This is a genomic window from Algibacter lectus, assembly GCF_900112395.1.
GTDB classification, from domain to species: domain Bacteria; phylum Bacteroidota; class Bacteroidia; order Flavobacteriales; family Flavobacteriaceae; genus Algibacter; species Algibacter lectus.
Genome location: NZ_FOLN01000008.1, coordinates 1 through 23,607 on the forward strand (window position 1 = coordinate 1; position 23,607 = coordinate 23,607).

Sequence of the window (23,607 nt, forward strand, 5' to 3'; positions counted from 1 at the left end):
ATCACATTCTTATTAGCATTATTAGTAGCAGTATTCACATCATGCACAGAGCAAGATTTAAACGATGACAGCTTATTAGCAGGAGACCAAACGGAAGTAAACGATACAGGCGGAGATATTGATGAATTTACAGGTGGTGACATCGACGAGTAGAACATTATTAACAAATAAAAAATTCACCTTAAAAACATATATAAAATGAAAGCATTAAAAATCACATTCTTATTAGCATTATTAGTAACCGTATTCACATCATGCACAGAGCAAGATTTAAACGATGACAGCTTATTAGCAGGAGACCAAACGGAAGTAAACGATACAGGCGGAGATATTGACGAATTTACAGGTGGTGACATCGACGAATAACTAGTTAAAAATTTAATCAACTAAGAAAATAATAATACATTTGAAGTAATCATAAAATGCATTATTGTTGAGACTCAGTATATTTATAATATTATTTATCTGTAATTTTTCCTTTTGCCAGCAGGAAGATGCATTTTTAGAAATAGATTCGTTAAAGAAAACCATGTTTAACATTAAAGAACAGGATTCTTCTTTAATTGCGGATACCGATTATTTAATAGCTCAGACATTTAGAAAGAGTACTACCTATGCCGATAGTGCATACTTTTACTACCAAAAAGCTGAAAAGATATATCGGAACTTAGGTGATAATTTAAAATTAGCGCGTACTATTTATGGTGTTGCTGTTATATTAAAAAATGAAAAAGACTTTATAGGTAGTGAGGTTGCTAGTTTTGAAGCTATAGCTTTGTTAGAACCTCTTTATGAAACTAGATCGGTTGTAGAAACCAAGTCTTATATTTATAATAATTTAGGTATTGTTTTTAAAGAACTGGATGAATTTGATGAATCAATAGAATATAATAAAAAATCACTTGAATTAAAATATAGGTTAAATGTTAAAAGCAGTATTGATGCTTCTAAAAACAACTTAGCCAATACTTATAAAAAGAATAAGCAGTATAATCTAGCTTTAAATTATTACAGTGAAATTTTATCCAATAAGGATCTTGTTAAAGAACGTCCACGGATATTTTCATTAGTGCTTGATAATTATGCGCATACACGATTTCTTTCTGGTAACTTAAGAGAACTTCCAGGACTATATCACAAAGCCCTAAAAGTTAGTAATAGTGTCGGTGAAGACGATTACTATTCCATAATTATAAACCAACATTTAGCAGAGTATTACTTTGATAATAAAAGAAATGTTGATTCTGCTAGATATTATGCTTACCGAGCAAAAAATATTTCAGAAAAATACTATACCGACGATTTATTAAAATCTTTACTATTGCTATCTAAAATAGAAGAAGATCACAAAGCTGTAGAGCACTTTAACGCTTATATTAAATTAAGCGATAGTCTACAAAAAAATGAACGTGCCATTCGTAATAAATTCGCACGTATTCGTTTTGAAACAGGCCAGAAAGAAAAAGAAAACATACAACTAACTAAAGAGCGTATGTGGCTCTTTATTATATCGGTAGTTGTTGTAATATCTTCATTTTTATTATATCTCGTAATAACACAGAGAAATAATAATATCGAACTAAAATTTGTTCAAAAACAACAAGAAACAAACGAAGAAATTTATAATCTCATGCTTTCTCAAAATGAAAGTATAGAAGAAGCCCGAGATTTAGAAAAAAAACGTATTTCTCAAGAACTCCACGATGGTGTTTTGGGACGCTTATTTGGTACTCGTTTAAGTTTAGATAGTTTGAATAGAAATAATAGCGAAGAAGCCATTAAATCGAGAGATTTATATATAACCGAGTTAAAAACCATTGAAGAAGAAATTAGAAAAGTATCTCACGAGTTAAATACAGATTTTGTTTCCGGTTCAGGATTTATAGATATTATTAAAACACTTGTGGAAACCCAAACATTGGCTTACGGTTTAGGTTATGATTTAAAGCACGATGAGTCCATAAGTTGGGACGATGTGAACAATAAAAAGAAAATACACATATACAGAATTATACAAGAAACATTGCATAATATTTACAAACATGCCAATGCAGAACATGTAAATATTAGTTTAGAATTAAAAAATGATGTAATTTGCTTGTCGATTATAGACAACGGTTCAGGTTACGATGTAGAGAAAGCAAGATCGGGAATTGGTTTAAAAAACATGAACTCAAGGATTAACGAAATTAACGGTATATTAAAAATAACTTCAATTAAAAACCAGGGAACAACTGTAATGATTGAGGTGCCAATGATCTAACCAAGAAAAATGATTGAAAAATTAAAAATATTAATGATCGATGATCACCCGATGATTATTGAAGGGTATCAGAATACATTGCTTTTTACTAAAAAAGAAAATCAAGAATTAGAAATAGATATTGCAAATAATTGTGATGAGGCCATTATGTATATGGATCAGGCCGTTGAGAAAAACTCACCCTATAATGTACTGTTTGTAGACATTAGTATACCGCCTTCTAAAGATGGTATTATGAGTTCTGGAGAAGACTTAGCCGAATACGCTAGAAAAGTATTACCAAAAGCTAAAATTATTATTCTAACCATGTTTAATGAGTCTTTTAGAATACATAATATTATAAAAACCATCGATCCAGAAGGGTTTTTAATAAAAAGTGATTTAACATCGAGTGAGTTGGCTAGTGCTTTTCAGGCTGTAATTTATAATCCGCCTTTTTATAGTGGTACGGTTAATAACCATATTCGTAAATCTATTGTTAGTGATATTGTTATTGATGATAAGAATAGAAAAATACTTCATTTATTATCACAAGGTGTAAAAACTAAAAACCTAGCATCACATTTAGACATCTCTTTAAGTGCTGTAGAAAAGCGTAAAAGGCAATTAAGAGACATTTTTGATGTGCAAGATGGTCAGGATGAGACCTTACTGAATGAAGCGAGGAAAAAAGGATTTGTATAGTTTTTCTTACGTAAGTGTTAAATTTATAAGTTTTTTAGTAAAAATTTAAATTTTTTTTATTCCCGAAAGTAGCATTATACTTCATTTGTCGTATTTGTCTATAAATCCATTACGGGTTTCCCTCAGTTTGAAAAGAAAAAATATTTTTATCTTTGATGCATCAACACTTCGAAAATTAATTAATCCCTCAATTTTTTTGTTGATAATAGCAATTTACATAAACCCTGTGGAGGTGAGAGACCCACAGGGTTTCTTCTGTTTAATAGTTTAGTAGGCAAAAATAGCACTTCCGTAGTCTATTAATATCCCAATAAAAAGACCTAAATAAATAATAGCAACAACAAACTTTATAAATGTTGAGGTTAAAAAACCTATAAACGATCCAAAGGCTGCTTTTGTTGCGGTTTTAGCATCATTTTTATTAATAAGTTCTCCAATTAAAGCTCCAAAAAAAGGGCCAATAATAATTCCTCCCGGGATAGGAGCAAATAAACCTACAATAAGGCCTACCGTTGTACCTATTACTCCATATTTAGTTCCGCCAAAACGTTTTGTGCCAATAGCTGGAATAATATAATCGAGCACCCAAATGGCAATCGCGATAAGCAATGTTGTAATTAAAAAAGATTTATTCATGGGCACAGCATCCGTAAAATGTGCTATTAAAAGTCCAAACCAACTAGTTATTGGTCCAGGTAAAACAGGTAAAAAGCTCCCAATAATACCTAGTAGTATAAAAAGAGTGGCAATAATAATTAAAATAATATCCATATAAAGTGTTATGTTTTCTAGTAATAAGACGAAATATTATGCCAAATGTTACATTTTAAACTAAAAAATTAGTTTGAACTAAATATTTAGTTATATTTGTTGAACTAAGTTTTTAGTTGAATAAATAATTCTTATCAAAAATGAAGCAACTTACTAAGGCAGAAGAAGATATTATGCAAATACTGTGGCAATTAGAAAAAGCCAACGTAAAGGCAATAATAGAGGAGTTTCCAGAGCCAAAACCAGCTTATAATACAGTATCGACTATTGTGCGTATTTTAGAAAGTAAAGGTTTTGTAGATTATGAAAAAGCAGGAAAAGGCCATGTGTATTTTCCGTTAATGCAACAACAGGATTATAGTAATCAATCTATAAATAAGTTAGTCGATAATTATTTTCAAGGATCATTTAAAAGCATGGTGTCTTTCTTTATGAAGAAAAATGATATCAGTTTAAACGAGTTAGAATCGGTGTTGAGCGAGATTAATAAAAAGGATAAATCATGATACATTATATTATTCAAACCATTGCTTTTCAGGTGTTCTTTCTACTCATTTACGATGTGTTCTTAAAGAAAGAAACCTTTTTTAATTGGAATAGGTTTTATTTAATAGTCACGGCGTTAATGTCGTTAGTGATTCCTGTCGTGGAAATTGAAAGTTTTAAAAATGTTGTTCCAGAAAATTATATCATTAGGTTGCCTGCAGTTATTTTGGGGCAAACACAAGCAAATGTTAAAGCCGAACAAATAAATCAAACCATTTTACCTTCTAGCTTTTCTGTTTTAGAATTAATATTTTATGTTGGTGTTGGAGTAGTCGTATTATTGTTTATCTATAAGCTGAGTAAACTTGTAAGGCTAATTCAATCAAATCCTAAGGAGTATAAAGACCAATTTATTATAGTTAAACTTTTAAATAGTAGTGCTTCGTTTTCATTTTTTAAATACATTTTTTTAGGAGAAAGACTTAGTAGCGAAGAAAAAGAAATCATTTTAAAACATGAACAGATACATGTAAAACACTGGCATAGTCTAGATTTAATGTGTTTTGAATTGTTACGCGTTCTATTTTGGTACAATCCGTTAATTTATATTTATCAAAGTAGAATCACAGAATTGCACGAGTTCATCGCCGATGCGGAAGCTGTAAAAATAGAAGAGAAATCAATTTATTATCAAAGCTTATTGGCTCAAGTTTTCGATACCAAAAAAATATCATTCATCAATCCATTTTTTAATCAATCATTAATCAAAAAACGAATCGTTATGTTACAAAAATCAAAATCAAAACAAGTTTATTTATTTAAGTATGCACTGTTAGTTCCTATGGTTTTCGGTATGCTGGTTTATACCTCATGTGCTGATAATATTGGAGAGAAAGAAGTGCCCGAATTAATTAGTCCTGACAATAATCAAGAAACAGAGTTAGTTAAAACAGTTAACGAAGTAAAATATCAAATACAAATTCAAGGTGATATTAGTGATCAGGAAGAAAAAGGATTAGATCTTTTACTTCAAACTGTTAAAGGTTCTGGGTTAAGTAGCTCGTTGGTAAATGATGTGCAAGAATTTATAGCAAATAAAGATGAAACTAAACTAACCGAAAAAATTTCTTATGTCTTTGAGCAAATTCAAGCTAAAGGTGAAGTTAGCGAAGCGGAAACAAAAGCCTTAAAAGGTTTATTAATTTTAACTAGTGATGATGGGTTTAATGATCCGTTTTTTGCTGATGTTTTAAAGGATGTTGAAATACCTTTCGGAATTATCGACCAAGTACCTATGTTTCCAGGTTGCGAAGATTTAGAGTCTAACGCTGATAGAAAAGCGTGTATGTCCAAAGGAGTTCAACAATTAGTTATTCAAAATTTTAATACTGATTTAGCTGATGATTTAGGGTTGAAAGGTAGACAGCGAATTAATGTAATTTTCAAAATAAATAATGAAGGAGATGTTGTCGATGTTAGAGCTAGAGCACCGCATCCAGAATTATCTGAAGAGGCCATTCGAGTTATAAAAACACTACCTAAAATGATTCCCGGAGAACAAAAAGGTAAAAAGGTAAATGTACCTTATTCATTACCAATAGTTTTTCAAGTGCAGGAATAAAAATAAAATCAATACTATTTTTAAAACCGAAGTGGGAGCTTCGGTTTTTATTTTGCTCTAATTTTTGAAATAAAACGCCATACATCGCTATTAAGTGCCTTATTTTGAACAAAAAGAGTTTAAAAACCAAAAAAATCGTACTTTTCGGCTTTAGTTTTAATCTATGAAACAAATTTGTGTTTTTCTATCTGTTTTAATGCTTTGCTCTTGCGAGTATTTTAATGTGAAAAAAACATCATCAGAAGCCATTTTGAAAGAGGAACTACAAACCTTTAATTGGAATGATGTTGATGCTTATCCTAGTTTTTCGGAATGCGATTCGGTAGAAACTAAAACCGATAAAAAATCTTGTTTTGAAAATGTTTTAACACTGCATATTTGGGAGTTTTTACAACGCGAAAAAATTGTGGTCACTAAAGATGTTAGCGATACTATTATTTTAAGTTTTCGAGTTTCGGAAACAGGCGATTTAAAGCTAAGTAATGCTAAAATAGATTCTGTAACCCGCCGTGAAATACCAGAAATAGAAAAGCTGCTGTATAAAAGCTTAGAACAATTACCTCCTGTTTTTCCTGCAACAAAACGTGGACAACAAGTTAAAACTGAATTTCAGTTACCAATTATTATAGATATTCAGTAAACGTTTACAAACCAATTTCAAACTAGAATACGGAGTCTTTATTTTTTAAAGGTTCTGCCTTTCCAATTATAGGTTTTAAAAATAGATAAGAACGCAACGTACACGCTAAAAAACGGATAGATAAAAAATGAAGGCATATAGCTTTCAAAAACCTTTTTCTGATTGAAAAAAGTAGCTGTTTTACTTATTAAATAAAAATCGATATTGAATTTAATAACCAAAACATAAAACAAGGCTTTTAAAGGGAAGCATCCGAGTAGTAAAAGTATAATTACTGATATGGTTAAAACATTCATGAGTAAAACAATAAGGCCGGTAATTTTTCCAAAAGTACTGTTGTACGCACTAGTTTTAGAAGCCCATCTTAAGCGTTGCTCTATTAAACTACCCCATGTAGGTTGGGCGTTTGTTTTAACTATGGCTTGCTCGCATTTTAAATAATGAAGCTCGTTGGCACGATTTTTAGCAATTTTTTCTAGCATAAAAACATCATCACCACTTGCAATATCTGTATTACCTTCAAAACCATTTATTGTTTGAAAGATGGCTTTTGTGTAGGCGAAATTGGCACCATTGCATAAAAAGGGTTTTTTAATACCAAAGCCACCAATAGTTGCTCCTTGTAAACTTAAAATGTCTAAAGTTTGGAATCCGTTTAAAAAAGATTTCTCAAGATTGTAGGTTACTGGCGCCGCAATGCATGCTGTATTTGTGGTTTGGATAAATTCATCAAAACTATCTAACCAATATTTTGGCAAAAAACAATCGGCATCGGTAGTAACAATCCATTCATGTTCGGCTATGTTTATAGCTGTAGTAATAGCATCCTTTTTTGGGGAATGTGTTAATCGGTGGTTGGGAATAACTTTAAAATTCTGTTTCTTCTTTTTAAAAAAAGATGTTATTATTTCCGAAGAATCATCGGTAGATTCATCGTCAATAAAAATAATTTCAAAAAGATGAGTTGGATAATTTAAGTTTTCAATAGATTCTAGTAATCTTGGCAGGTTTTCGGCTTCATTCCTAAAAGGAATTAAAACAGAGAATTTAGTTGTGTGTTCTAGGTTCTTTAAAGTAAAATCGGGAATTTTACCAAAGCCATAAACAAACCTCCATATCAAAATGAGGTAAACTAAACTTATAGAAATGCTTAATAAAATCATGAGTTTGTTTGGGGTTTGGGCATTTTAAATTGGATTACAAAATAGCTTCCAATAAGGCTTGGTAATACAAAGTTGAGAATCCACATAATGGTGATCACACTTAGAATTACCAAATCATTTACGCCCAGAAATTCAAACAAATATACGGCTACGCTACCTTTAATCACAACATCAAAGATAAAAATTGTAGGAATAATAGACACGAGTAAATACATGGTTGTAATAACCATCATACTATCTAGATAGCTAATTTCAATTTGAAAAATTTGTAGTAGATAGAAAAATTGAAATGAAAAAATTGCATATCTCACAAGAGAAAGACTAAAACCAATACGTATTTTCTCTCCTGGAAAGTTCTTAATGAATACTTTTAGCTTTAGTAAAGGAGTCCATTTTATGCCGATTTCATATTGTGCCAATCCTAACAAAATAAGGCTAACCGTAATTATGCCAATCACTACAGTTACAATAAGACGACCATAATTTGCTTCTAAATTGTAAGTATTAATAAAAGCAAATAAACCAATAGCACCTAAAATGATGGTAACACTCATTTGTTGTAGGTTGCTTATTAAATTTGTAAGCATAACACGTTTGCGTAATTTGGGTGGGTAAAACATGGCTTTTGCTCCATATTCTCCAATACGGTTTGGTGTAATTAGCGATGCAGTTAATGATCCTAAAGTTTGTTTTAGTGCTTGCTTTAAACTTGTTTTTTTTAAGTTTGAAATTAGAGTTTGCCATTTTATTATTTCAAAAAACCAATTAAAGCCGCTTAAAATCAATAGAATAAGAGTGTTTTTAATTGAAAAAACAGCCTTTGCCGATAGAAATGAAATAAAATTAGAGAAACTGAGTTCACTGTTGTAAGCTAATTTTTGATAGATAAAATAAAAAGCGACAACAACTATGCTCAATTTAATGAGCACAAAAAAGAATTGTTTAGTTTTGTGAAGTCGCATTCAATTAAAATAGTCTTCCATTTAGGTTTGGCAAATCGCATTCGTTTTTAGCCACTTTTCCGGAAGAATAAAGTGCAAATTAAATTAATATTATAACATGGCTCTTATTTTCAAATTAAATAAGCAAAAGCTAATCGCTTTAGTTTTTGTTTCGTTTTCATATTTAGGCTTTTCTCAAAGTGATACTAGCACGTTTAAAGCACAGTTTGCCTTAGGTGTTAATAGTCCGTCGAGCAAAGGTTTTGTAACTAATTTTGAAGCAAACAGCGTTAATTTTCCAACTATTAATTTAGGCTTGCAATATATGTTTAAGCCTTTATTTGGTTTAAAGCTAGATTTGGGTTACAACCGATTTTCTAGCGCAGACAACTCACCAGAATTTAAAACCAATTACACACGTGTTAATGCGCAATTGGTTTACAATGCATCCAACGTTTTAGGTTTATATAACAATCTGGGCGTATTTGCTCATGCAGGTCCTGGTATCTCCATGATAAAACCATTGGGAGATTATGGTGAAAACAAAACGAGCTATTTAAACGCTATGGCAGGTTTGGAGTTTCATTATGCGGTTTCAGAAAAATTATCACTGTATTTAGATACGGCTTATATTTTAGGATTCAGGAAAGATTTTGACCCAGTAAATGATGGTTTTGGTGCGTTTAACGGGAATTTATTAACTATAACTCTTGGTGCATCTATTTCGCTAAGTGGTTGTCAATATTGCGAAGAATGAAGCAGGAGAGAATTATTTTAGGTATCGACCCGGGTACAACCATTATGGGTTTCGGTCTTATAAAAGTGGTTGGTAAAAAAATGGAGTTTTTGCAATTAAACGAGTTGGATTTAAAAAAATATAGCGATCATTATTTAAAATTAAAACTCATTTTTGAGCGTACTATAGAACTTATAGAAACGCATAACCCAGACGAAATTGCTATTGAAGCACCATTTTTTGGTAAAAACGTACAAAGTATGCTTAAGCTTGGTCGAGCTCAAGGTGTAGCTATGGCTGCAGGTTTAAGTCGCGAAATACCAATAACGGAGTATTTGCCTAAAAAAATAAAAATGGCCATTACTGGGAATGGAAACGCTAGTAAGGAACAAGTTGCTAAAATGTTGCAAAGTGTGCTAGGTTTAAAAACGCTACCAAAAAATCTGGATTCTACTGATGGATTGGCAGCGGCGGTTTGTCATTTTTATAACTCGAGTAGAGTGGAAGTAGGTAAAAGTTACACCGGTTGGGATGCTTTTGTAAAACAGAATGCAACCCGAGTTACTAAACGAACTTTAAAAAAATAAGTGCTAGAAATAACTAAAACTCAAAACAGTGGCAATTCCGAGACATCGGAACAAAAGGCAGGCGCCATTTATATTCATATTCCGTTTTGTAAACAGGCTTGTTTTTACTGCGATTTTCATTTTTCTACATCATTAAAAAAGAAGAATGAATTAATTCAATGCTTAGTAAAAGAGTTAGAATTAAGAACAAGCAAATTTGATGCGATTACCGTAGAAACCATTTATTTTGGAGGAGGAACACCAAGTTTATTATCTACGGAAGAAATTCAGCTTTTAATAGATACAGTTTATAATAATTACAAAGTTGTAGACAATCCGGAAATAACTTTGGAAGCTAACCCGGACGATTTATCAACAGAAGTTATTCTTCAATTAGCAAAAAGCCCAATAAATCGATTAAGCATTGGAATTCAATCTTTTTTCGAAGACGATTTAAAAAGTATGAATCGTGCTCACAACAAAGAAGAAGCCTTGCGTTGTTTGGAAGAAGCAACTAAGTATTTCGATAATATTACTATCGATTTAATTTACGGAATTCCAAATATGAGTTTACAAAAATGGAACGAAAACTTAGAGATTGCTTTAAATTTCGGTATTAATCATATTTCTAGTTATGCTTTAACGGTAGAACCAAAAACGGGCTTAGATACGTTTGTGAAAAACGGAAGCTACCCGCCAATAGACGAGGCTTTAGCTTTAGAACATTTTAACCATTTGGTTGAAAAAACGGAAGCGAATGGTTTTGTTCATTATGAAATTTCAAACTTTGGGAAACCTAATTACTTCTCTAAACACAACACCAGTTATTGGCAAGGTAAGCCGTACTTAGGTATTGGTCCGTCGGCACATTCTTTTTATGGAAACGAACGTAGCTGGCATGTGGCTAATAATACAAAATACATACAGGCAATTCAAAAAAATGAATTACCTAAAACCGTAGAAACCCTTTCTAAAGAAGATCAATTTAATGAATACGTAATGACGGGTTTGAGAACCATTTGGGGTGTTTCATTTAACAGAGTTCAGGCTGAATTTGGAGATGTATTTCTTCAGCATTTAAAAAAATATTCAGATAAATTTATAAAAGAAGACTTGTTAGTTATTTCTAATAAAAAAGAGCAAATGTCTCAAAGTAAATTGGATACCGATTTAAAAAGTAACGCGAGTAGCCAAATTTTGAAAACAACCCAAAAAGGTAAGTTTCTTGTTGACGGAATTGCTTCCGAATTATTTATGATTTAACTATATTTGATGATATGCAAACAACAATTCAATATAATTCCAGAAAACTTCAAATAGATTTAAAAAAGCCTATAGATATTTCAATCGCAATTCAGGCTTCTAGTAACAGCGTAAATGCATGGTACATCGATGGCCCAAAAATTGAGCCTGCTGTGGATGGCGAGTGGATTGCAAGTGTGAAAGAAGGTGCGGCTGTTAATTTTAATAACATCAATTTTAATCCGCATGCGCATGGTACGCATACCGAATGCGTTGGGCATATTACCGAAAAGGTACATTCTATTAACCAAAATTTAAAGCAGTTTTTCTTTTTGGCAGAGGTTATTACTGTAGCGCCAGAGCGTTTAGATGACGATTTTGTAATTTCTAAAAAGCAACTACAATATGCTTTAGGGAATAAAAAACGTGATGCGGTAATAATACGTACTTTGCCAAATACAAAAGGGAAATTATCGCGTCAATATTCTAACACAAACCCAACTTATATATTAGAAGAAGCCGCTATTTACTTGCGTGAAAAGGGGGTGAAACATTTATTGGTAGATTTGCCAAGTGTTGATAAGGAAAAGGATGAAGGCGAGCTTTTATCGCATAATGCCTTTTGGAATACCAGCGGAAAATTACGAATGGACGCTACAATAACTGAATTTATTTATGTAGATAATAGCGTGGAAGATGGCGAGTATTTTTTAAACCTACAAATAGCATCTTTTGAGAATGATGCAAGCCCAAGTAAACCTATTTTATATAAAGCGGAGCCAGTTTAATAATTTTGGAACAAAACTTGATTTCAAAAAACTAAAAACGAATTAATGGAAGCATTTTTAGGTATAATAATTGGCATTTTAACAACAATGGGCGTGGTAACTTATACCAAATCGATCAAAAAGAAAAGTTTGGTAAACGCACAGTCGGTTTTATTGTTAGATAAAATTAAAAAAGTGTGCAAGTTTATTACTGTTGAAGGTGATTTTGCTGAAATTTACCATTATGAAGATGTGAAAGAACGTTTTTTGAAATTGGTAAGTAGCCGAAAAAAAGCTTTGGTAATTATTAATGCTAAAGCCCATGTGGGGTACGATTTGGCTAAAATTGATTTAAAGGCCGATACTGAAAATAAAAAAATTGTTTTAGAACATTTTCCACAACCTGAAATTTTATCGATAGAAACTAACTTAAATTATTACGATAAATCTGATGGCATTTTTAATCGTTTTGAAGCTTCAGATTTAACTGGTTTACACCAAGAGGCCAAATTACATATACAAGAGAAAGTACCGCAAAGCGGACTGATAGAAATAGCTCAAAAAGAAGCTTTAGAAACCATTTTACTTATGGAAACTATAGTTGAAACTATTGGATGGAAATTGGATTATTCAGCTTTAAAAATTGAAGAAAAGGGGACAAAGTTGATTAAATAAATTGATTTCATCATGATTGAAATTTCAACAGATAAAAGTAAACTTCAAATAGATGTTATTCATCAGTTTATCACCAACGCTTATTGGGCAAAAGGCAGAACGGTTGCTGAGGTTAAAAAAACAATAGAACATTGTTTTTGTTTTGGTGTATATCTAGATGATAGGCAAATTGGTTTTGCAAGAGTAGCCACAGATTATACGGTTTTCGCCTATTTAATGGATGTTTTTATTCTTGAAGAACATCGCGGAAAAGGCTATTCAAAAGCATTAATAGCACGTATACATGAAGCCGAAGAATTAAAATCATGTAAAGTATGGATGTTAAAGACGGCCGATGCTCATGGTTTGTATAAACAGTTTGGGTTTACAACGCTAAGGAGTCCAGAAAAAGTAATGGAGCGAATTTTGAAATAATTTCAACTTAAAACCATTAAAATGAATATTGAACAACTCCGTAACTACTGCTTGAGCAAAAAAGGAACTACAGAAGACTTTCCGTTTGATAAAGATACTTTGGTGTTTAAAGTATTGGGAAAAATGTTTGTTTTGGCGGGCTTGTCAAAATGGGAGCGTGGCGAAGCATCCATAAACTTAAAAGCAGATCCTGAATACTCCCAAGAATTGCGCGCGGAATATGAAAGTATACGCCCAGGATTTCATATGAGCAAAAAACATTGGAATACTATTTATATGCACGAAGGAGAATTATCTCCTGAATTTATCTATAAACTTATCGATCATTCTTACGATATGGTCTTAAAAGGAATGAGTAAAAAAGTGCGAAACTCGTTGCTTGATTGAAATGTATGTATTTGTGATTTAGTTATTTTGTTGTATGTTTGTGTGAATATATATCTCTCTTCGCAATAAAATTTTAGCATAATCTATCTAGGCTTCTAAGCCTTAAAGTCGTAATTAATTAACCATTATATTAACTTTAAAATTAACAGATTATGAAAAAAACGAATCAATTATTCGCTACAATTGTTGTGTTGTTATTGTTTTGTGCACCAACTCTCCAAGCACAAGAAAAAAAAGAAGTAAAGTATGTTACAGTAACTAAAAGTCATTGGAATCTCGATAAAAAAGATTTTAAAATGTCCGAATGGAAGGCTGCTGAAAAAGAATACTTAGACAAAGTAATCAAGAAAAATGAATATATTTTGAGTGCTTCAACATATATACACAACTTAACGCCCGATAATACTGAAGTTTTAAGTTCTATGAGTTACGCTTCTTGGGAAGATATAGACAAGCAAGTAGAACGAAGTGCTGAGCTTGAAAAAGAGGCTTGGCCAGATGAAGCTGAAAGAAAAGCATTTTTGCAAAATTTAAATTCATACTATTCTAATCAACATTCCGATGAGATTTATAGTCCGCTTTTTGGGGCAAAGTTTTTAACTGAAAGACCAAATAAAGACATGGTGCTTTACGTTCGAAAAAGTTATTTGGCATTTCCAAAAGATGGGACTATGAAAGAGTTTGAGGACTTAAGATTAGAAGGTAACACAATAATCACTCAAAAAAACGAATATATTAAGGGGTATTTTCCTTATGTTCATGCTTGGGGAGCCGATAAAACCGAATATATAGAGGCTTATTTCTTAGATTCACTGGAAGATATAGAAAAAATGTTTGATGAAGATGATGAGTTGTTTAAAGCTGGTTATGCAAGGAGTGAAGAGAATAAGGTTAAATTAGAAACGTGGAATACTTATTTTACGGGTGTTCATGGAGATTATGTGTATACTTTTATCCACGACCTTTTAAAATAAATAATTAGTATTACAATATAAAAAAAGGACGCGCTATGCGTTCTTTTTTATTTAATAAAAATATTACAGAATCCTAAATTTGTACAATCCTCGATTTTGCTGTACTATTGCAAAAATCAAAATTATACTTATGAGCGTTTTACAAACATTACAAGAGCGAAGCAATTCTAGTTGCGAATTATGTACTTCAAAAGAAGACTTAAACCAATATACAATTCCGCCGTCGTTGAACGAAAATGTAGGGAACGATGTTTTGGTTTGTAAAACTTGTTTAGATCAAATTAACGGTGATGTAGATATGGATGCTAACCACTGGCGTTGTTTAAACGATAGTATGTGGAGTGAGCATGTTGCTGTGCAAATTATGGCGTGGCGTATGTTACAAAGATTAAGAAATGAAGGTTGGCCAAAAGATTTATTGGATATGATGTATCTTGATGATGATGCTATGGCTTTAGCAAGAGCTACTGGAGAGCATGAAGATGCAGCAAGTAAAATTATTCATCGTGATGTAAACGGTGTTATTTTAGAAGCAGGAGATAATGTAGTGTTAATAAAAGATTTAAAAGTAAAAGGTTCTAGCATGGTTGCCAAACAAGGTACAGCTGTTAGAAATATTAGGCTAGATCATGAAAATGCTGAGTTTATAGAAGGTAAAGTTGGACCAACACAAATTGTAATTATTACAAAGTATGTGAAGAAAACATAATTTTTATTCAGCTTACAAATATTTAAACGGTTAAAGTTTTATTGATAATTTCAATAAAGTTTTAACCGTTTTTTTCTGTTTTATTCTGAATACCAAATATGTCTTATTGATGCCGGCTTTCTACAATGTTCTAAAAGGTGTAATGTTTTTTGTTTTATATGAAAATTGACAGTTGAGTCTCAAAAAAAATACAATTGGGAAATGAAAAATTCTGTAAGTTGAAGAATAATCTCAAATTTGAAGTAACAAAACTAATTAACTACAAATGGAAGAAGCAATTAAAATTTTGATTTACGTTCATGCCTTTTTTGGGGGCCTTGGATTAATTACAGGAATAGGAAGTGTTATTGTAAAAAAGGGAAGTCCTGCACATAAAAAAATGGGGAAACTATTTTCTATTGGTATGCTAGTGAGTTCTTCTATTTCGTTACCAATTTCATGTATGCCAAATCATGAAAATGTGTTTTTATTTTTAATTGGCTTATTTACAATTTATCTCGTTTTAGCAGGGAATCGTGCATTAACTTTTAAAACAAAAAAAGAGACTGACATGAAAGATAAATTGATTTCGGGTTCTATGGTGTGCTTTTCGGTATTAATGATCTTAAATGGTGCTTATGGCATTCTAAATGATTCTTCTATGAGTGTTCTGTTTCTATTCTTTGGTGGTTTTGGGTTGTTTATGAGTATTCAAGATTTTCGATTCTATAAAGCGCCTAAAAAAGTTAAGAATACTTGGTTGCGATTACATATCGGAAAAATGATAGGTGCTTTAATTGCATCCATTACAGCTTTTATTGTTGCTGGTTTGGGCATGGGCAATATAGTCGCTTGGACGTTGCCAACCATTATCGGGACACTATATATTATATATTGGAAAAGAAAACTGAAACTAGTAGTGAAGTCTTAAAAGGCTAAAGATTTAAATTGATAACCTTGCTCGCTAAAATGTTTTAAAACCTTTGGGAGTGTGTATTGCATGTTTTTTGAAGCTTTTAAGCTATCATGAAAAACAACAATGCTACCACTTTTTGTTTTTGAAATAACGTTTTTTAAGCAAGTTGCTTCACTTATTGAGTTTTGCCAATCGAAAGATAAAATATCCCACATTATTATTTTATAGCCAAGTTTAATTAATTGTTTGCCTTGTGCTCGTTTTATTTTACCATAAGGAGGGCGAAATAATTTAATATCGCTAGGTATTGCAGTGTGCTGTTGAGCTTTTTCTTTTTGAATGTTATTCTCAGCGGCATCAACTTCAGTTAAATAATCGGCTGTTTTAGTTTTCCAACCTTTAACATGGTTTTGAGTGTGGTTCCCAATGGCATGCCCGTTTTCTATAATGCTACGGAAAATTCCAGGATGCTTTTCAATGTTATTTCCTATACAGAAAAATGTAGCTTTCGCTTGATAAGCTTTTAATGTATCTAGGGTCCAATTTGTTATTTCTGGTGTTGGACCATCATCAAAAGTAAGATAGATTGTTTTTTCATTTGTTGAGATGTCCCAAATATAATTTGGGAACATCTTTTTTATAACAAATGGTGTTTTTACAGGTGTTAAGGTCATGCCTTATTCTATAGGTTCAATGGTATCTGTGCTTACGTTTGCAGGAATATCTTGGTTTTCTTCTGGAGCGTATTCATCTTGGTCACTGTCACCATAAAAATATTTAAACATTTTTAGGTGGTCGTTAAAAATATCGCCTTCAGTTTCTGCAAAAGGAATGTCGTATTTTATTAAAACATCAACTAAGCCTTTGTAGCGTTGTATGTCGGTATAAATATCTTCAAATAAACGTTCTTGTTTATCTGTTTTTAACTTACTGTAATATACTAAATTTTCTTGATATTTTTGAGCAACTTCTTTAAATAAACGTTGCGCTTTTTCTTTGTTTCCTACTTCGTAATAAGCACTAATGTAAGGCTCTAAAAGTGTGTAATAACCAAAGAATTCAACAGGCATGTTTTCCATAGCTATATCTGCTATTTCTTCAGCTTTATCTATTTTATCCTCATTGATTAATTGCTCGGTTAATCGTGCTAAATTTCCACGATATGTAATTGAGTTTTTACGAGTTTCAACATCGTGGTAAATATCTGGACTTCCGCTATTTCCCCAATCCCATTTTTTAACTTTTTCATACATCAAATCACTGTCTACACGTCCCATATCAAACGGGTTCGATCTATCAACTTCCGTTCTAATAGGTACTAGTTTGTAGCACATACCATCAAGTTGAAGGTAATCTTTCATCCAAATATAATCATCGTCACCAAAGCTTCCGCCTGTAAAATAGATTGGGCGATTCCATTCGTTGTTAGCTACAATGTCTAACATAAGTAAACGGTTTTTGTATAGCGCACCGCCTTTAATTGTAAGGTCTATATAAGGCACAATTTTATCAGCATCTTCGGGTTTAACAATACCAGAGTTTAATGCATTTTGTTTATTTACCGGCAGACGTAATGTTTCGGTAGGTAAATAACTAGCTTTTAGATCTTGTCTTCTTACTTGAGAAATATCGACACCTTGCTGCTCTAAAACATATTTGTATTTAGTTTTAGGATTATCACTTGCAATGAAGTCCAAGAATTGCTTCACCTCAATGGTATCTTTAGTTACAGGCTCTATCACGATATAATCGTTAGTGCCGTATTTGTATAAATCGTGCGTTAATTGAGACGGTACAGGGTCACTTTCGTAAGCCTTGCGTTTCATTTGGTCGATGTACCAATCGGTTTGGAATAAACTTGTGTTTACTACACGTACATCGGTTCTGTAACCTTCAATTTCTTGAGCATACCAAAGTGCGAATGTATCGTTGTCTCCAATGGTAAATAGAATACCATTTTCTGCACAAGAATCTAAATACATTTTAGCCATAGCATTGGCAGTGTATTTTCCAGAACGGTCATGATCGTCCCAGTTGCTAGCAGCCATAATTCCAGGAACTAGAATTAAACAGGCTATAGTAACTATTGGTGCGGTAAGTTGTTTTGGTAAATATGTTTTAAAGAAATCGTACAATGCGTAAACTCCAAAACCAATCCATAGAGCAAATACGTAATAAGATCCTACAACCGAGTAGTCACGCTCACGTGGTTCAAACGGACGTACATTTGTGTAAACTTGTATGGCGATTCCTGTAAACAGAAAGAATACAAGCATTACCCAAAATAATTTTTTGTCTTTATTGTAAAGGAAGAATAAACCGATAATACCTAGAATAAGCGGTAGCATGTAGTATGCATTTCGCGCCTTGTTGTTTTTAACATCGCTAGGTAAGTGGTCTTGAGAGTAGCCTAAGTGCCATTCGTCAATAAATTTAATTCCTGTTATCCAGTTACCGTGATTATCATAACGGCCTTGAATATCATCTTGTCTTCCAGAGAAATTCCACATAAAATAACGCCAGTACATGTAACCCAATTGGTATTCAAACATGTAAATAACATTACTAATTATCGAAGGTTTTTCAACTTCAATTAAACTTTTTTCCTTTTTCAAGAAGTTGTTATAATCTTCGTAATCTACATTGCCTTGTGCCACCTGATTTTTAAAATCATTAAGTTGGGCTTTATATTTTGTAATTTGATTTAAGGCATAAGTTTTAGCTTGTTCCTCGGTTGCTCCAGCGTTAATAGCACTTCTGTAATATGTGTTTTGCGCATCTGGTTTTACTTTGAAATCTAAAAAGCCAGAAAACATCATGTAATTTTCCGCATGCTCGGCACTCCACATTCTTGGTAGAATAGAAGCGTGTTTAGAGTTGTAGTTCTGTTTTGCTTTTTTCCAATCGTTTACAACAACGTATTCCCCTTTTTCTTCATCTTTCTCATACTTAGGTTTGTCGTCTATGTACGGATTGTTTTCATCTAAATAAGCATATTGATCTGTAAATTGAGGTCCGTAAAACAAGTGTGTTTCAGGGTATTGTTCTAAGTTGTAATACGCTAACAATTCTCTAGCACTCGATGGGTTGTTCTCGTTAATAACCACATTAGCATTCGCACGAATTGGTAACATTAACCACGTAGAGAAACCAATAATAACAAAGGTTAAACAAAGAATAGCTGTGTTTAAATGTACAAAGTGTTTCTTTCTAGTGTATTTTAAGCCGTAAGTAATAAGGCCAACAAGTAGTAAGCCTGCAATAATAGACCCTGAATTAAAAGGCAAGCCAATAGTGTTCACGAAAAATATTTCGAAAGCACTAAATATTTTAAGAATATTAGGAGCCAAAAGTTTAAAAACGAATAACAAAATACCAACCGAAGCTATATTTGCAATGATGAAGTTTTTTATAGTTACGGTTTTATAATTCTTGAAAAAGTAAACCAACCCTATGGCAGGTATGGTTAATAAGCCCATAAAGTGAACTCCAAAAGAAAGTCCGATAACAAAGGCAATTAAAATAAGCCATCGATTTCCTCTTGGGTTATCCATATCTTGTTCCCAACGTAAGCCTAGCCAGAATAAAACAGACATAATTAATGTCGCCATGGCATAAACTTCGGTTTCTACAGCATTAAACCAAAACGAATCGGTAAAAGTAAAGGCTAAACTACCAACTAAACCACTACCTAAAATGGCATAAGCTTGGTTTTTATTTATCTCACCATCTGCTGTAACCAGTTTTTTTAATAGAATTGTTATGGTCCAAAACATAAAAAGAATAGTGAATGCACTAGAAACAGCACTCATCATATTCATCATCCAGCCAATTAAAGCATTATTTCCAAATGTGAAAATGGAGAAAAAAGCACCCAACATTTGAAATAATGGCGCTCCCGGTGGGTGGCCAACTTGTAGTTTAGAAGAAGTTAAAATATATTCCCCTGCATCCCAAAAACTCACTGTTGGCTCAACAGTTAAGCTATAAGTAATAAGTGCTATTAAAAAAGAGAACCATCCTAAAACGGTATTCCATTTTTTAAAGTTAAAATTTGCCATAAAAATCTATACATTAATTGCTTTGGCGAATTTAATAATAAATACTTAATACCTTATGTTTTTAAGGAAACGTTAAGTGTTCAAAAAAATAATTGAAAAAAAATTTAAAAAAGTTTGCACAAAGGAAAAAAAGTTCTAAATTTGCCGTCTCGAATAAAGAATGGCCCATGGTGTAACTGGCAACACGTCTGTTTTTGGTGCAGAAGAGTCTAGGTTCGAGCCCTAGTGGGCCAACTCTGAAACCAACCCTGATTACGAAAGTAATTGGGGTTTTTTTTGTGCTTTACTTTTGGAGTTTTTACAGATGAAAAAAAGCTCCATGTAAAATTTATGGAGCCTTTAAAAGTATAATTAGCAATTGGTTTTGCTGAAATTTAAAAAAAGAGTTAATCAATATACTCGGTTTCTAGAAAGTAATTTACAATAGCTTCTTTCATTAAAACACTTTGTTCGCCAGCCTTTAAATGTGGTAAAGCTTCTAGCGCTGTGTAATGTGGCCAGCCATCTTTATCTACAAAATCGAGTTGGTAATATCCGTAAGGCATTAATAATTTGCAAATAGCAATATGCATTAAGTCTAATTTTTGATCTTTTTTAAAAGCGCGCTCCAATTGTCCGAGTTCTTGTACGCCTATTAAATATATAATAGCGTCAAGATCTAAGGTGTCTCCATCTGCAAATTGATCAGATAGTTTTTTAACAACCAAGTTCCAGCGTTCCTTTAATTCTTCGTCTCTTGCCATTTTTAGTTTTTGAATTGAAATTTTTGGCAAAGTTAACGAACCTTTTGTTATTCTAAGATAACATAGTAGGCCATTTGCCGTTATTGTTTGTATCAGCAGGATTAGTGTGTAAATTCTTTTATTTTATATTTGCATTAAATTGTTACTATGGGTGTTATTGATATTGTTTTAGGCGCATTAATTCTATTTGGCTTGGTTCGTGGTTTTATGAAAGGGCTTTTTGTTGAGGTTGCCTCACTGGTTGCTTTGGTGGCTGGAGTTTATGGAGCTATCCATTTTAGTGATTTTGCTGCCGAATTTTTAAATACTAAAACCGATTGGGATGAAAAAACCATTAGTATTACCGCCTTTGCTATAACTTTTGTTGTTATCATTTTGGCTATTTCACTTGCTGGTAAAGCCTTAACTAAATTGGCCGATTTTGCGGCACTCGGTATTATAAATAAATTAGCGGGTGGCGTTTTTGGAGCTTTAAAAATTGCAGTTATTTTAAGTGTGGTTTTAATAGTTTTCGATAGAATGAATAGTACAATTACTTTTGTAGAAGAAGAAAATGTGGAAGATTCTATGCTTTATATGCCGGTGAAATCTTTAGTGCCTATGATTTTTCCAAATATTTTAACACCCAAAGAAGATATTGAAGAGACTGATGTTGAAGTTTAATTTAGCTGATTTTCAGAACGAAAAAGCGTCACAAATAATTGAAATTTACCAAGATAATCGGTATTAATTGCTAAAGCGAAAATCTTTGTTTTTAGTCTTTAGAATAATCTTATCTTTACATCTTGAAGTTGTATTTAGTAGATACACTTCATCAACCGTGTTATACTCTTGCTTTCATAGTAAAATAACTGTAAAGTAAAGATTCAAAATAAATAGTTATAAACCTTCTTCTGGTAAAACTTTGGTTTTATTCAGAATCAATATATAAAATATATGGCTTGCGCAAGTTGCTCAACAAAAGACGGCTCTCCTAGTGGCTGCAAAAATAATGGCACCTGTGGTACAGATAGTTGCAATAAATTAACCGTATTCGATTGGTTAGCAAATATGTCTCTTCCAAGTGGCGAAAAACCATTCGATTGGGTAGAAGTACGTTTTAAAAACGGACGAAAAGACTACTATAAAAATGCCGAAAACTTAACATTAAGTATTGGTGATATTGTAGCAACACAAGCACAATCTGGTCACGATATTGGTATGGTTACCCTTTCGGGGGAATTAGTACGCGTACAAATGAAACGCAAAAATATCTCGGTAAAGCCAGTTGAAACATTAAAAATATACAGAAAAGCAAGTCAGAAAGATATCGATATTTGGCAAGCGGCCCGTGATAAAGAAGAGCCAATGAAGGTTCGTGCGCGTCAGTTTGCAATAGATTTAAAGCTCCAAATGAAAATTTCGGATATCGAATTTCAAGGAGATGCTAGTAAAGCCACGTTTTATTATACAGCCGAAGAGCGCGTAGATTTCCGTGAGTTAATTAAGGTTTTTGCTCGTGAGTTTAGAACACGAATAGAAATGAAACAAGTTGGTTTTCGTCAAGAAGCTTCACGACTTGGAGGTATTGGTTCTTGTGGACGTGAATTATGTTGCTCTACGTGGTTAACAGATTTTAGATCGGTAAGCACATCTGCAGCGCGTTACCAACAGTTATCACTTAATCCTCAGAAATTAGCAGGGCAATGTGGTAAATTAAAATGTTGTTTAAATTACGAATTAGATACTTATTTAGATGCTTTAAAAAGTTTTCCAAAAACAGATATTAAGCTAAAAACAGGAAAAGGAACAGCTGTTTGTCAAAAAACAGATATTTTCAAAGGACATATGTGGTATGCTTATGAAGGTGAATGGATGAACTGGCATAAAATAACTACAGAGCAGGCTAACGAAATTATTGAAGCTAACAAAAAGAACGAACCTATTGCCAGCCTAGAGGAATATGCATTAGATGTTTTAGAAGATGTTAAAACAGAGTTCGAAAATGTTGTTGGTCAAGATAGTTTAACACGTTTCGATAGTCCAAAACGTAATAATAAACGTAAAAATACTAGAAAGAAGCCGAACCAAAAGGGGGCTTCAAATTCTAATCAAAAGCCAAGGCCTAACGCTAAGAGTTCTAATACGTCGCCAAAAAGACAAAACCCAAATCAAAAAGGGCCGAATCAAAAAGGTGAAGGAACTCCAAAAGCGGCTCCTAATAAAAGAGCTCCTAAGAAAAGAACAGGAGATAATGGCCCAGCAAATACGGATAAACCAAACACTAATTCGAATAGGAATAACCGAAACCGGAATAATAAAAGAAAACCAAAACCAAAATCAAAACCACAAAGCAATAATGATGCTGCCGAATAATAGCTTCTTATTTTTTTTAATAACCGCATTGCTGTTTACATCATGCGATTCTAATCGTGTTTTCGATGAGTATCAATCGGTTCCAAATACTTGGAATAGAGAGAATGTTGTGAGTTTCAATATTACTCCAACCGATTCTATTAAACCTTATAATTTATTTGTAAATCTGAGAAATACAAATGCTTATAAGTACAATAATATCTTTTTAATTGTTGAAATGATAAATCCGAACGGAAAGATTCAAAAAGATACTTTGGAGTATAAAATGGCCGAACCTAGCGGGAAACTTTTAGGTACAGGTTATACAGATATAAAAGAAAATAAACTTTGGTATAAAAAAGGTTTTGTGTTTAACGAAACTGGCGAGTACAAGGTTAATATACATCAAGCTATGCGCGAACGCGGCAAAGTAAACGGTGTTGTAAACCTAGACGGCATAACCGATGTTGGCTTTAGAATAGAAAATCCCACAATACAGTAATCCCTAATTTTAAAACTTAAATCGCTCTTAATT

General features: G+C 32.5%; 25 protein-coding genes and 1 tRNA gene. 20 read left to right on the top strand and 6 right to left on the bottom strand.

Annotated elements, in window-relative coordinates:
* Positions 1 to 198: 198 nt before the first annotated feature.
* The 3 genes from BM246_RS20010 (at position 199) to BM246_RS13700 (ending at position 2,947) form a co-directional block, all read left to right on the top strand.
* Complete coding sequence (locus tag BM246_RS20010; RefSeq protein ID WP_159019090.1) at positions 199 to 366, top strand: hypothetical protein; 168 nt, start codon at positions 199 to 201, stop codon at positions 364 to 366.
* A gap of 163 nt (positions 367 to 529) precedes the next feature.
* Positions 530 to 2,263, top strand: a complete 1,734-nt coding sequence (locus BM246_RS13695; protein WP_052415300.1) for a tetratricopeptide repeat-containing sensor histidine kinase — start codon at positions 530 to 532, stop codon at positions 2,261 to 2,263.
* 9 nt (positions 2,264 to 2,272) lie between these two features.
* Complete coding sequence (locus tag BM246_RS13700; RefSeq protein WP_042496825.1) at positions 2,273 to 2,947, top strand: helix-turn-helix domain-containing protein; 675 nt, start codon at positions 2,273 to 2,275, stop codon at positions 2,945 to 2,947.
* A gap of 267 nt (positions 2,948 to 3,214) precedes the next feature.
* Here BM246_RS13700 and BM246_RS13705 read toward each other — a convergent pair whose 3' ends face one another.
* Positions 3,215 to 3,718, bottom strand: coding sequence for a DUF456 domain-containing protein (locus BM246_RS13705; protein WP_042496829.1), 504 nt, complete (start codon positions 3,716 to 3,718; stop codon positions 3,215 to 3,217).
* A gap of 140 nt (positions 3,719 to 3,858) precedes the next feature.
* Here BM246_RS13705 and BM246_RS13710 point away from each other — a divergent pair, with 140 nt between their 5' ends.
* From BM246_RS13710 to BM246_RS13720, 3 genes are all read left to right on the top strand, one after another.
* Positions 3,859 to 4,224: a BlaI/MecI/CopY family transcriptional regulator gene (locus BM246_RS13710; protein WP_042496832.1), complete on the top strand. Its 366-nt coding sequence runs from the start codon at positions 3,859 to 3,861 to the stop codon at positions 4,222 to 4,224.
* Positions 4,221 to 5,825: a M56 family metallopeptidase gene (locus BM246_RS13715; RefSeq protein ID WP_074938680.1), complete on the top strand. Its 1,605-nt coding sequence runs from the start codon at positions 4,221 to 4,223 to the stop codon at positions 5,823 to 5,825. The genes BM246_RS13710 and BM246_RS13715 overlap by 4 nt, the downstream gene beginning before the upstream one ends.
* Positions 5,826 to 5,988: 163 nt before the next feature.
* Complete coding sequence (locus tag BM246_RS13720) at positions 5,989 to 6,465, top strand: hypothetical protein (protein WP_042504459.1); 477 nt, start codon at positions 5,989 to 5,991, stop codon at positions 6,463 to 6,465.
* A 38-nt stretch (positions 6,466 to 6,503) separates the two neighbouring features.
* Here BM246_RS13720 and BM246_RS13725 read toward each other — a convergent pair whose 3' ends face one another.
* Complete coding sequence (locus tag BM246_RS13725; protein WP_074938682.1) at positions 6,504 to 7,628, bottom strand: glycosyltransferase family 2 protein; 1,125 nt, start codon at positions 7,626 to 7,628, stop codon at positions 6,504 to 6,506.
* Positions 7,625 to 8,545 carry a hypothetical protein gene (locus BM246_RS13730; protein ID WP_231961863.1) on the bottom strand — a complete coding sequence of 307 codons (921 nt, stop codon included), beginning with the start codon at positions 8,543 to 8,545 and terminating at the stop codon, positions 7,625 to 7,627. The genes BM246_RS13725 and BM246_RS13730 overlap by 4 nt, the downstream gene beginning before the upstream one ends.
* Positions 8,546 to 8,687: 142 nt before the next feature.
* Here BM246_RS13730 and BM246_RS13735 point away from each other — a divergent pair, with 142 nt between their 5' ends.
* From BM246_RS13735 to BM246_RS13780, 10 genes are all read left to right on the top strand, one after another.
* Complete coding sequence (locus BM246_RS13735) at positions 8,688 to 9,326, top strand: outer membrane beta-barrel protein (RefSeq protein ID WP_074938686.1); 639 nt, start codon at positions 8,688 to 8,690, stop codon at positions 9,324 to 9,326.
* On the top strand, positions 9,323 to 9,892 hold the full coding sequence (gene ruvC, locus BM246_RS13740) for a crossover junction endodeoxyribonuclease RuvC (protein WP_042504451.1): 570 nt from the start codon (positions 9,323 to 9,325) through the stop codon (positions 9,890 to 9,892). The genes BM246_RS13735 and ruvC overlap by 4 nt, the downstream gene beginning before the upstream one ends.
* 9 nt (positions 9,893 to 9,901) lie before the next feature.
* Positions 9,902 to 11,134 (top strand): radical SAM family heme chaperone HemW, encoded by a 1,233-nt coding sequence (hemW, locus tag BM246_RS13745; RefSeq protein ID WP_231961868.1) that lies wholly within the window; start codon positions 9,902 to 9,904, stop codon positions 11,132 to 11,134.
* Positions 11,135 to 11,148: 14 nt separating this feature from the next.
* A complete protein-coding gene (locus BM246_RS13750; RefSeq protein WP_042504450.1) occupies positions 11,149 to 11,901 on the top strand; it encodes a cyclase family protein in 753 nt (250 codons plus the stop codon).
* 45 nt (positions 11,902 to 11,946) lie between these two features.
* Positions 11,947 to 12,555, top strand: a complete 609-nt coding sequence (locus BM246_RS13755; RefSeq protein WP_074938688.1) for a DUF4230 domain-containing protein — start codon at positions 11,947 to 11,949, stop codon at positions 12,553 to 12,555.
* A gap of 12 nt (positions 12,556 to 12,567) precedes the next feature.
* Complete coding sequence (locus BM246_RS13760; RefSeq protein ID WP_074938690.1) at positions 12,568 to 12,969, top strand: GNAT family N-acetyltransferase; 402 nt, start codon at positions 12,568 to 12,570, stop codon at positions 12,967 to 12,969.
* Between the two features lie 21 nt (positions 12,970 to 12,990).
* Complete coding sequence (locus BM246_RS13765; protein WP_074938692.1) at positions 12,991 to 13,356, top strand: MmcQ/YjbR family DNA-binding protein; 366 nt, start codon at positions 12,991 to 12,993, stop codon at positions 13,354 to 13,356.
* A 152-nt stretch (positions 13,357 to 13,508) separates the two neighbouring features.
* A complete protein-coding gene (locus BM246_RS13770; RefSeq protein ID WP_074938694.1) occupies positions 13,509 to 14,330 on the top strand; it encodes a hypothetical protein in 822 nt (273 codons plus the stop codon).
* A gap of 130 nt (positions 14,331 to 14,460) precedes the next feature.
* The gene (locus BM246_RS13775) at positions 14,461 to 15,039 is read left to right on the top strand and encodes a PhnA domain-containing protein (RefSeq protein ID WP_042496858.1); all 579 of its coding nucleotides are present in this window, start codon (positions 14,461 to 14,463) and stop codon (positions 15,037 to 15,039) included.
* 265 nt (positions 15,040 to 15,304) lie between these two features.
* Positions 15,305 to 15,949, top strand: coding sequence for a hypothetical protein (locus BM246_RS13780; RefSeq protein ID WP_074938697.1), 645 nt, complete (start codon positions 15,305 to 15,307; stop codon positions 15,947 to 15,949).
* On the opposite strand, the gene BM246_RS13785 is transcribed toward BM246_RS13780, so the two are convergent.
* Positions 15,946 to 16,608, bottom strand: coding sequence for a polysaccharide deacetylase family protein (locus BM246_RS13785; protein ID WP_042496860.1), 663 nt, complete (start codon positions 16,606 to 16,608; stop codon positions 15,946 to 15,948). The two genes, BM246_RS13780 and BM246_RS13785, sit on opposite strands and share 4 nt — an antisense overlap.
* Before the next feature lie 3 nt (positions 16,609 to 16,611).
* Complete coding sequence (locus BM246_RS13790) at positions 16,612 to 19,995, bottom strand: glycosyltransferase family 117 protein (RefSeq protein WP_074938699.1); 3,384 nt, start codon at positions 19,993 to 19,995, stop codon at positions 16,612 to 16,614.
* A gap of 161 nt (positions 19,996 to 20,156) precedes the next feature.
* Here BM246_RS13790 and BM246_RS13795 point away from each other — a divergent pair.
* A tRNA-Gln gene (locus BM246_RS13795) sits at positions 20,157 to 20,229 on the top strand.
* 152 nt (positions 20,230 to 20,381) lie between these two features.
* Here the strand turns inward: BM246_RS13795 and BM246_RS13800 are convergent.
* Positions 20,382 to 20,738 carry a hypothetical protein gene (locus BM246_RS13800; RefSeq protein WP_042496862.1) on the bottom strand — a complete coding sequence of 119 codons (357 nt, stop codon included), beginning with the start codon at positions 20,736 to 20,738 and terminating at the stop codon, positions 20,382 to 20,384.
* 147 nt (positions 20,739 to 20,885) lie between these two features.
* Here BM246_RS13800 and BM246_RS13805 point away from each other — a divergent pair, with 147 nt between their 5' ends.
* The 3 genes from BM246_RS13805 (at position 20,886) to BM246_RS13815 (ending at position 23,574) form a co-directional block, all read left to right on the top strand.
* Positions 20,886 to 21,401: a CvpA family protein gene (locus BM246_RS13805; protein WP_042496865.1), complete on the top strand. Its 516-nt coding sequence runs from the start codon at positions 20,886 to 20,888 to the stop codon at positions 21,399 to 21,401.
* A 273-nt stretch (positions 21,402 to 21,674) separates the two neighbouring features.
* Complete coding sequence (locus BM246_RS13810; RefSeq protein WP_074938701.1) at positions 21,675 to 23,093, top strand: PSP1 domain-containing protein; 1,419 nt, start codon at positions 21,675 to 21,677, stop codon at positions 23,091 to 23,093.
* Entirely contained in the window at positions 23,077 to 23,574 is a 498-nt protein-coding gene (locus BM246_RS13815; RefSeq protein WP_411801959.1) for a gliding motility lipoprotein GldH, read from the top strand. The genes BM246_RS13810 and BM246_RS13815 overlap by 17 nt, the downstream gene beginning before the upstream one ends.
* Positions 23,575 to 23,607: the final 33 nt, after the last annotated feature.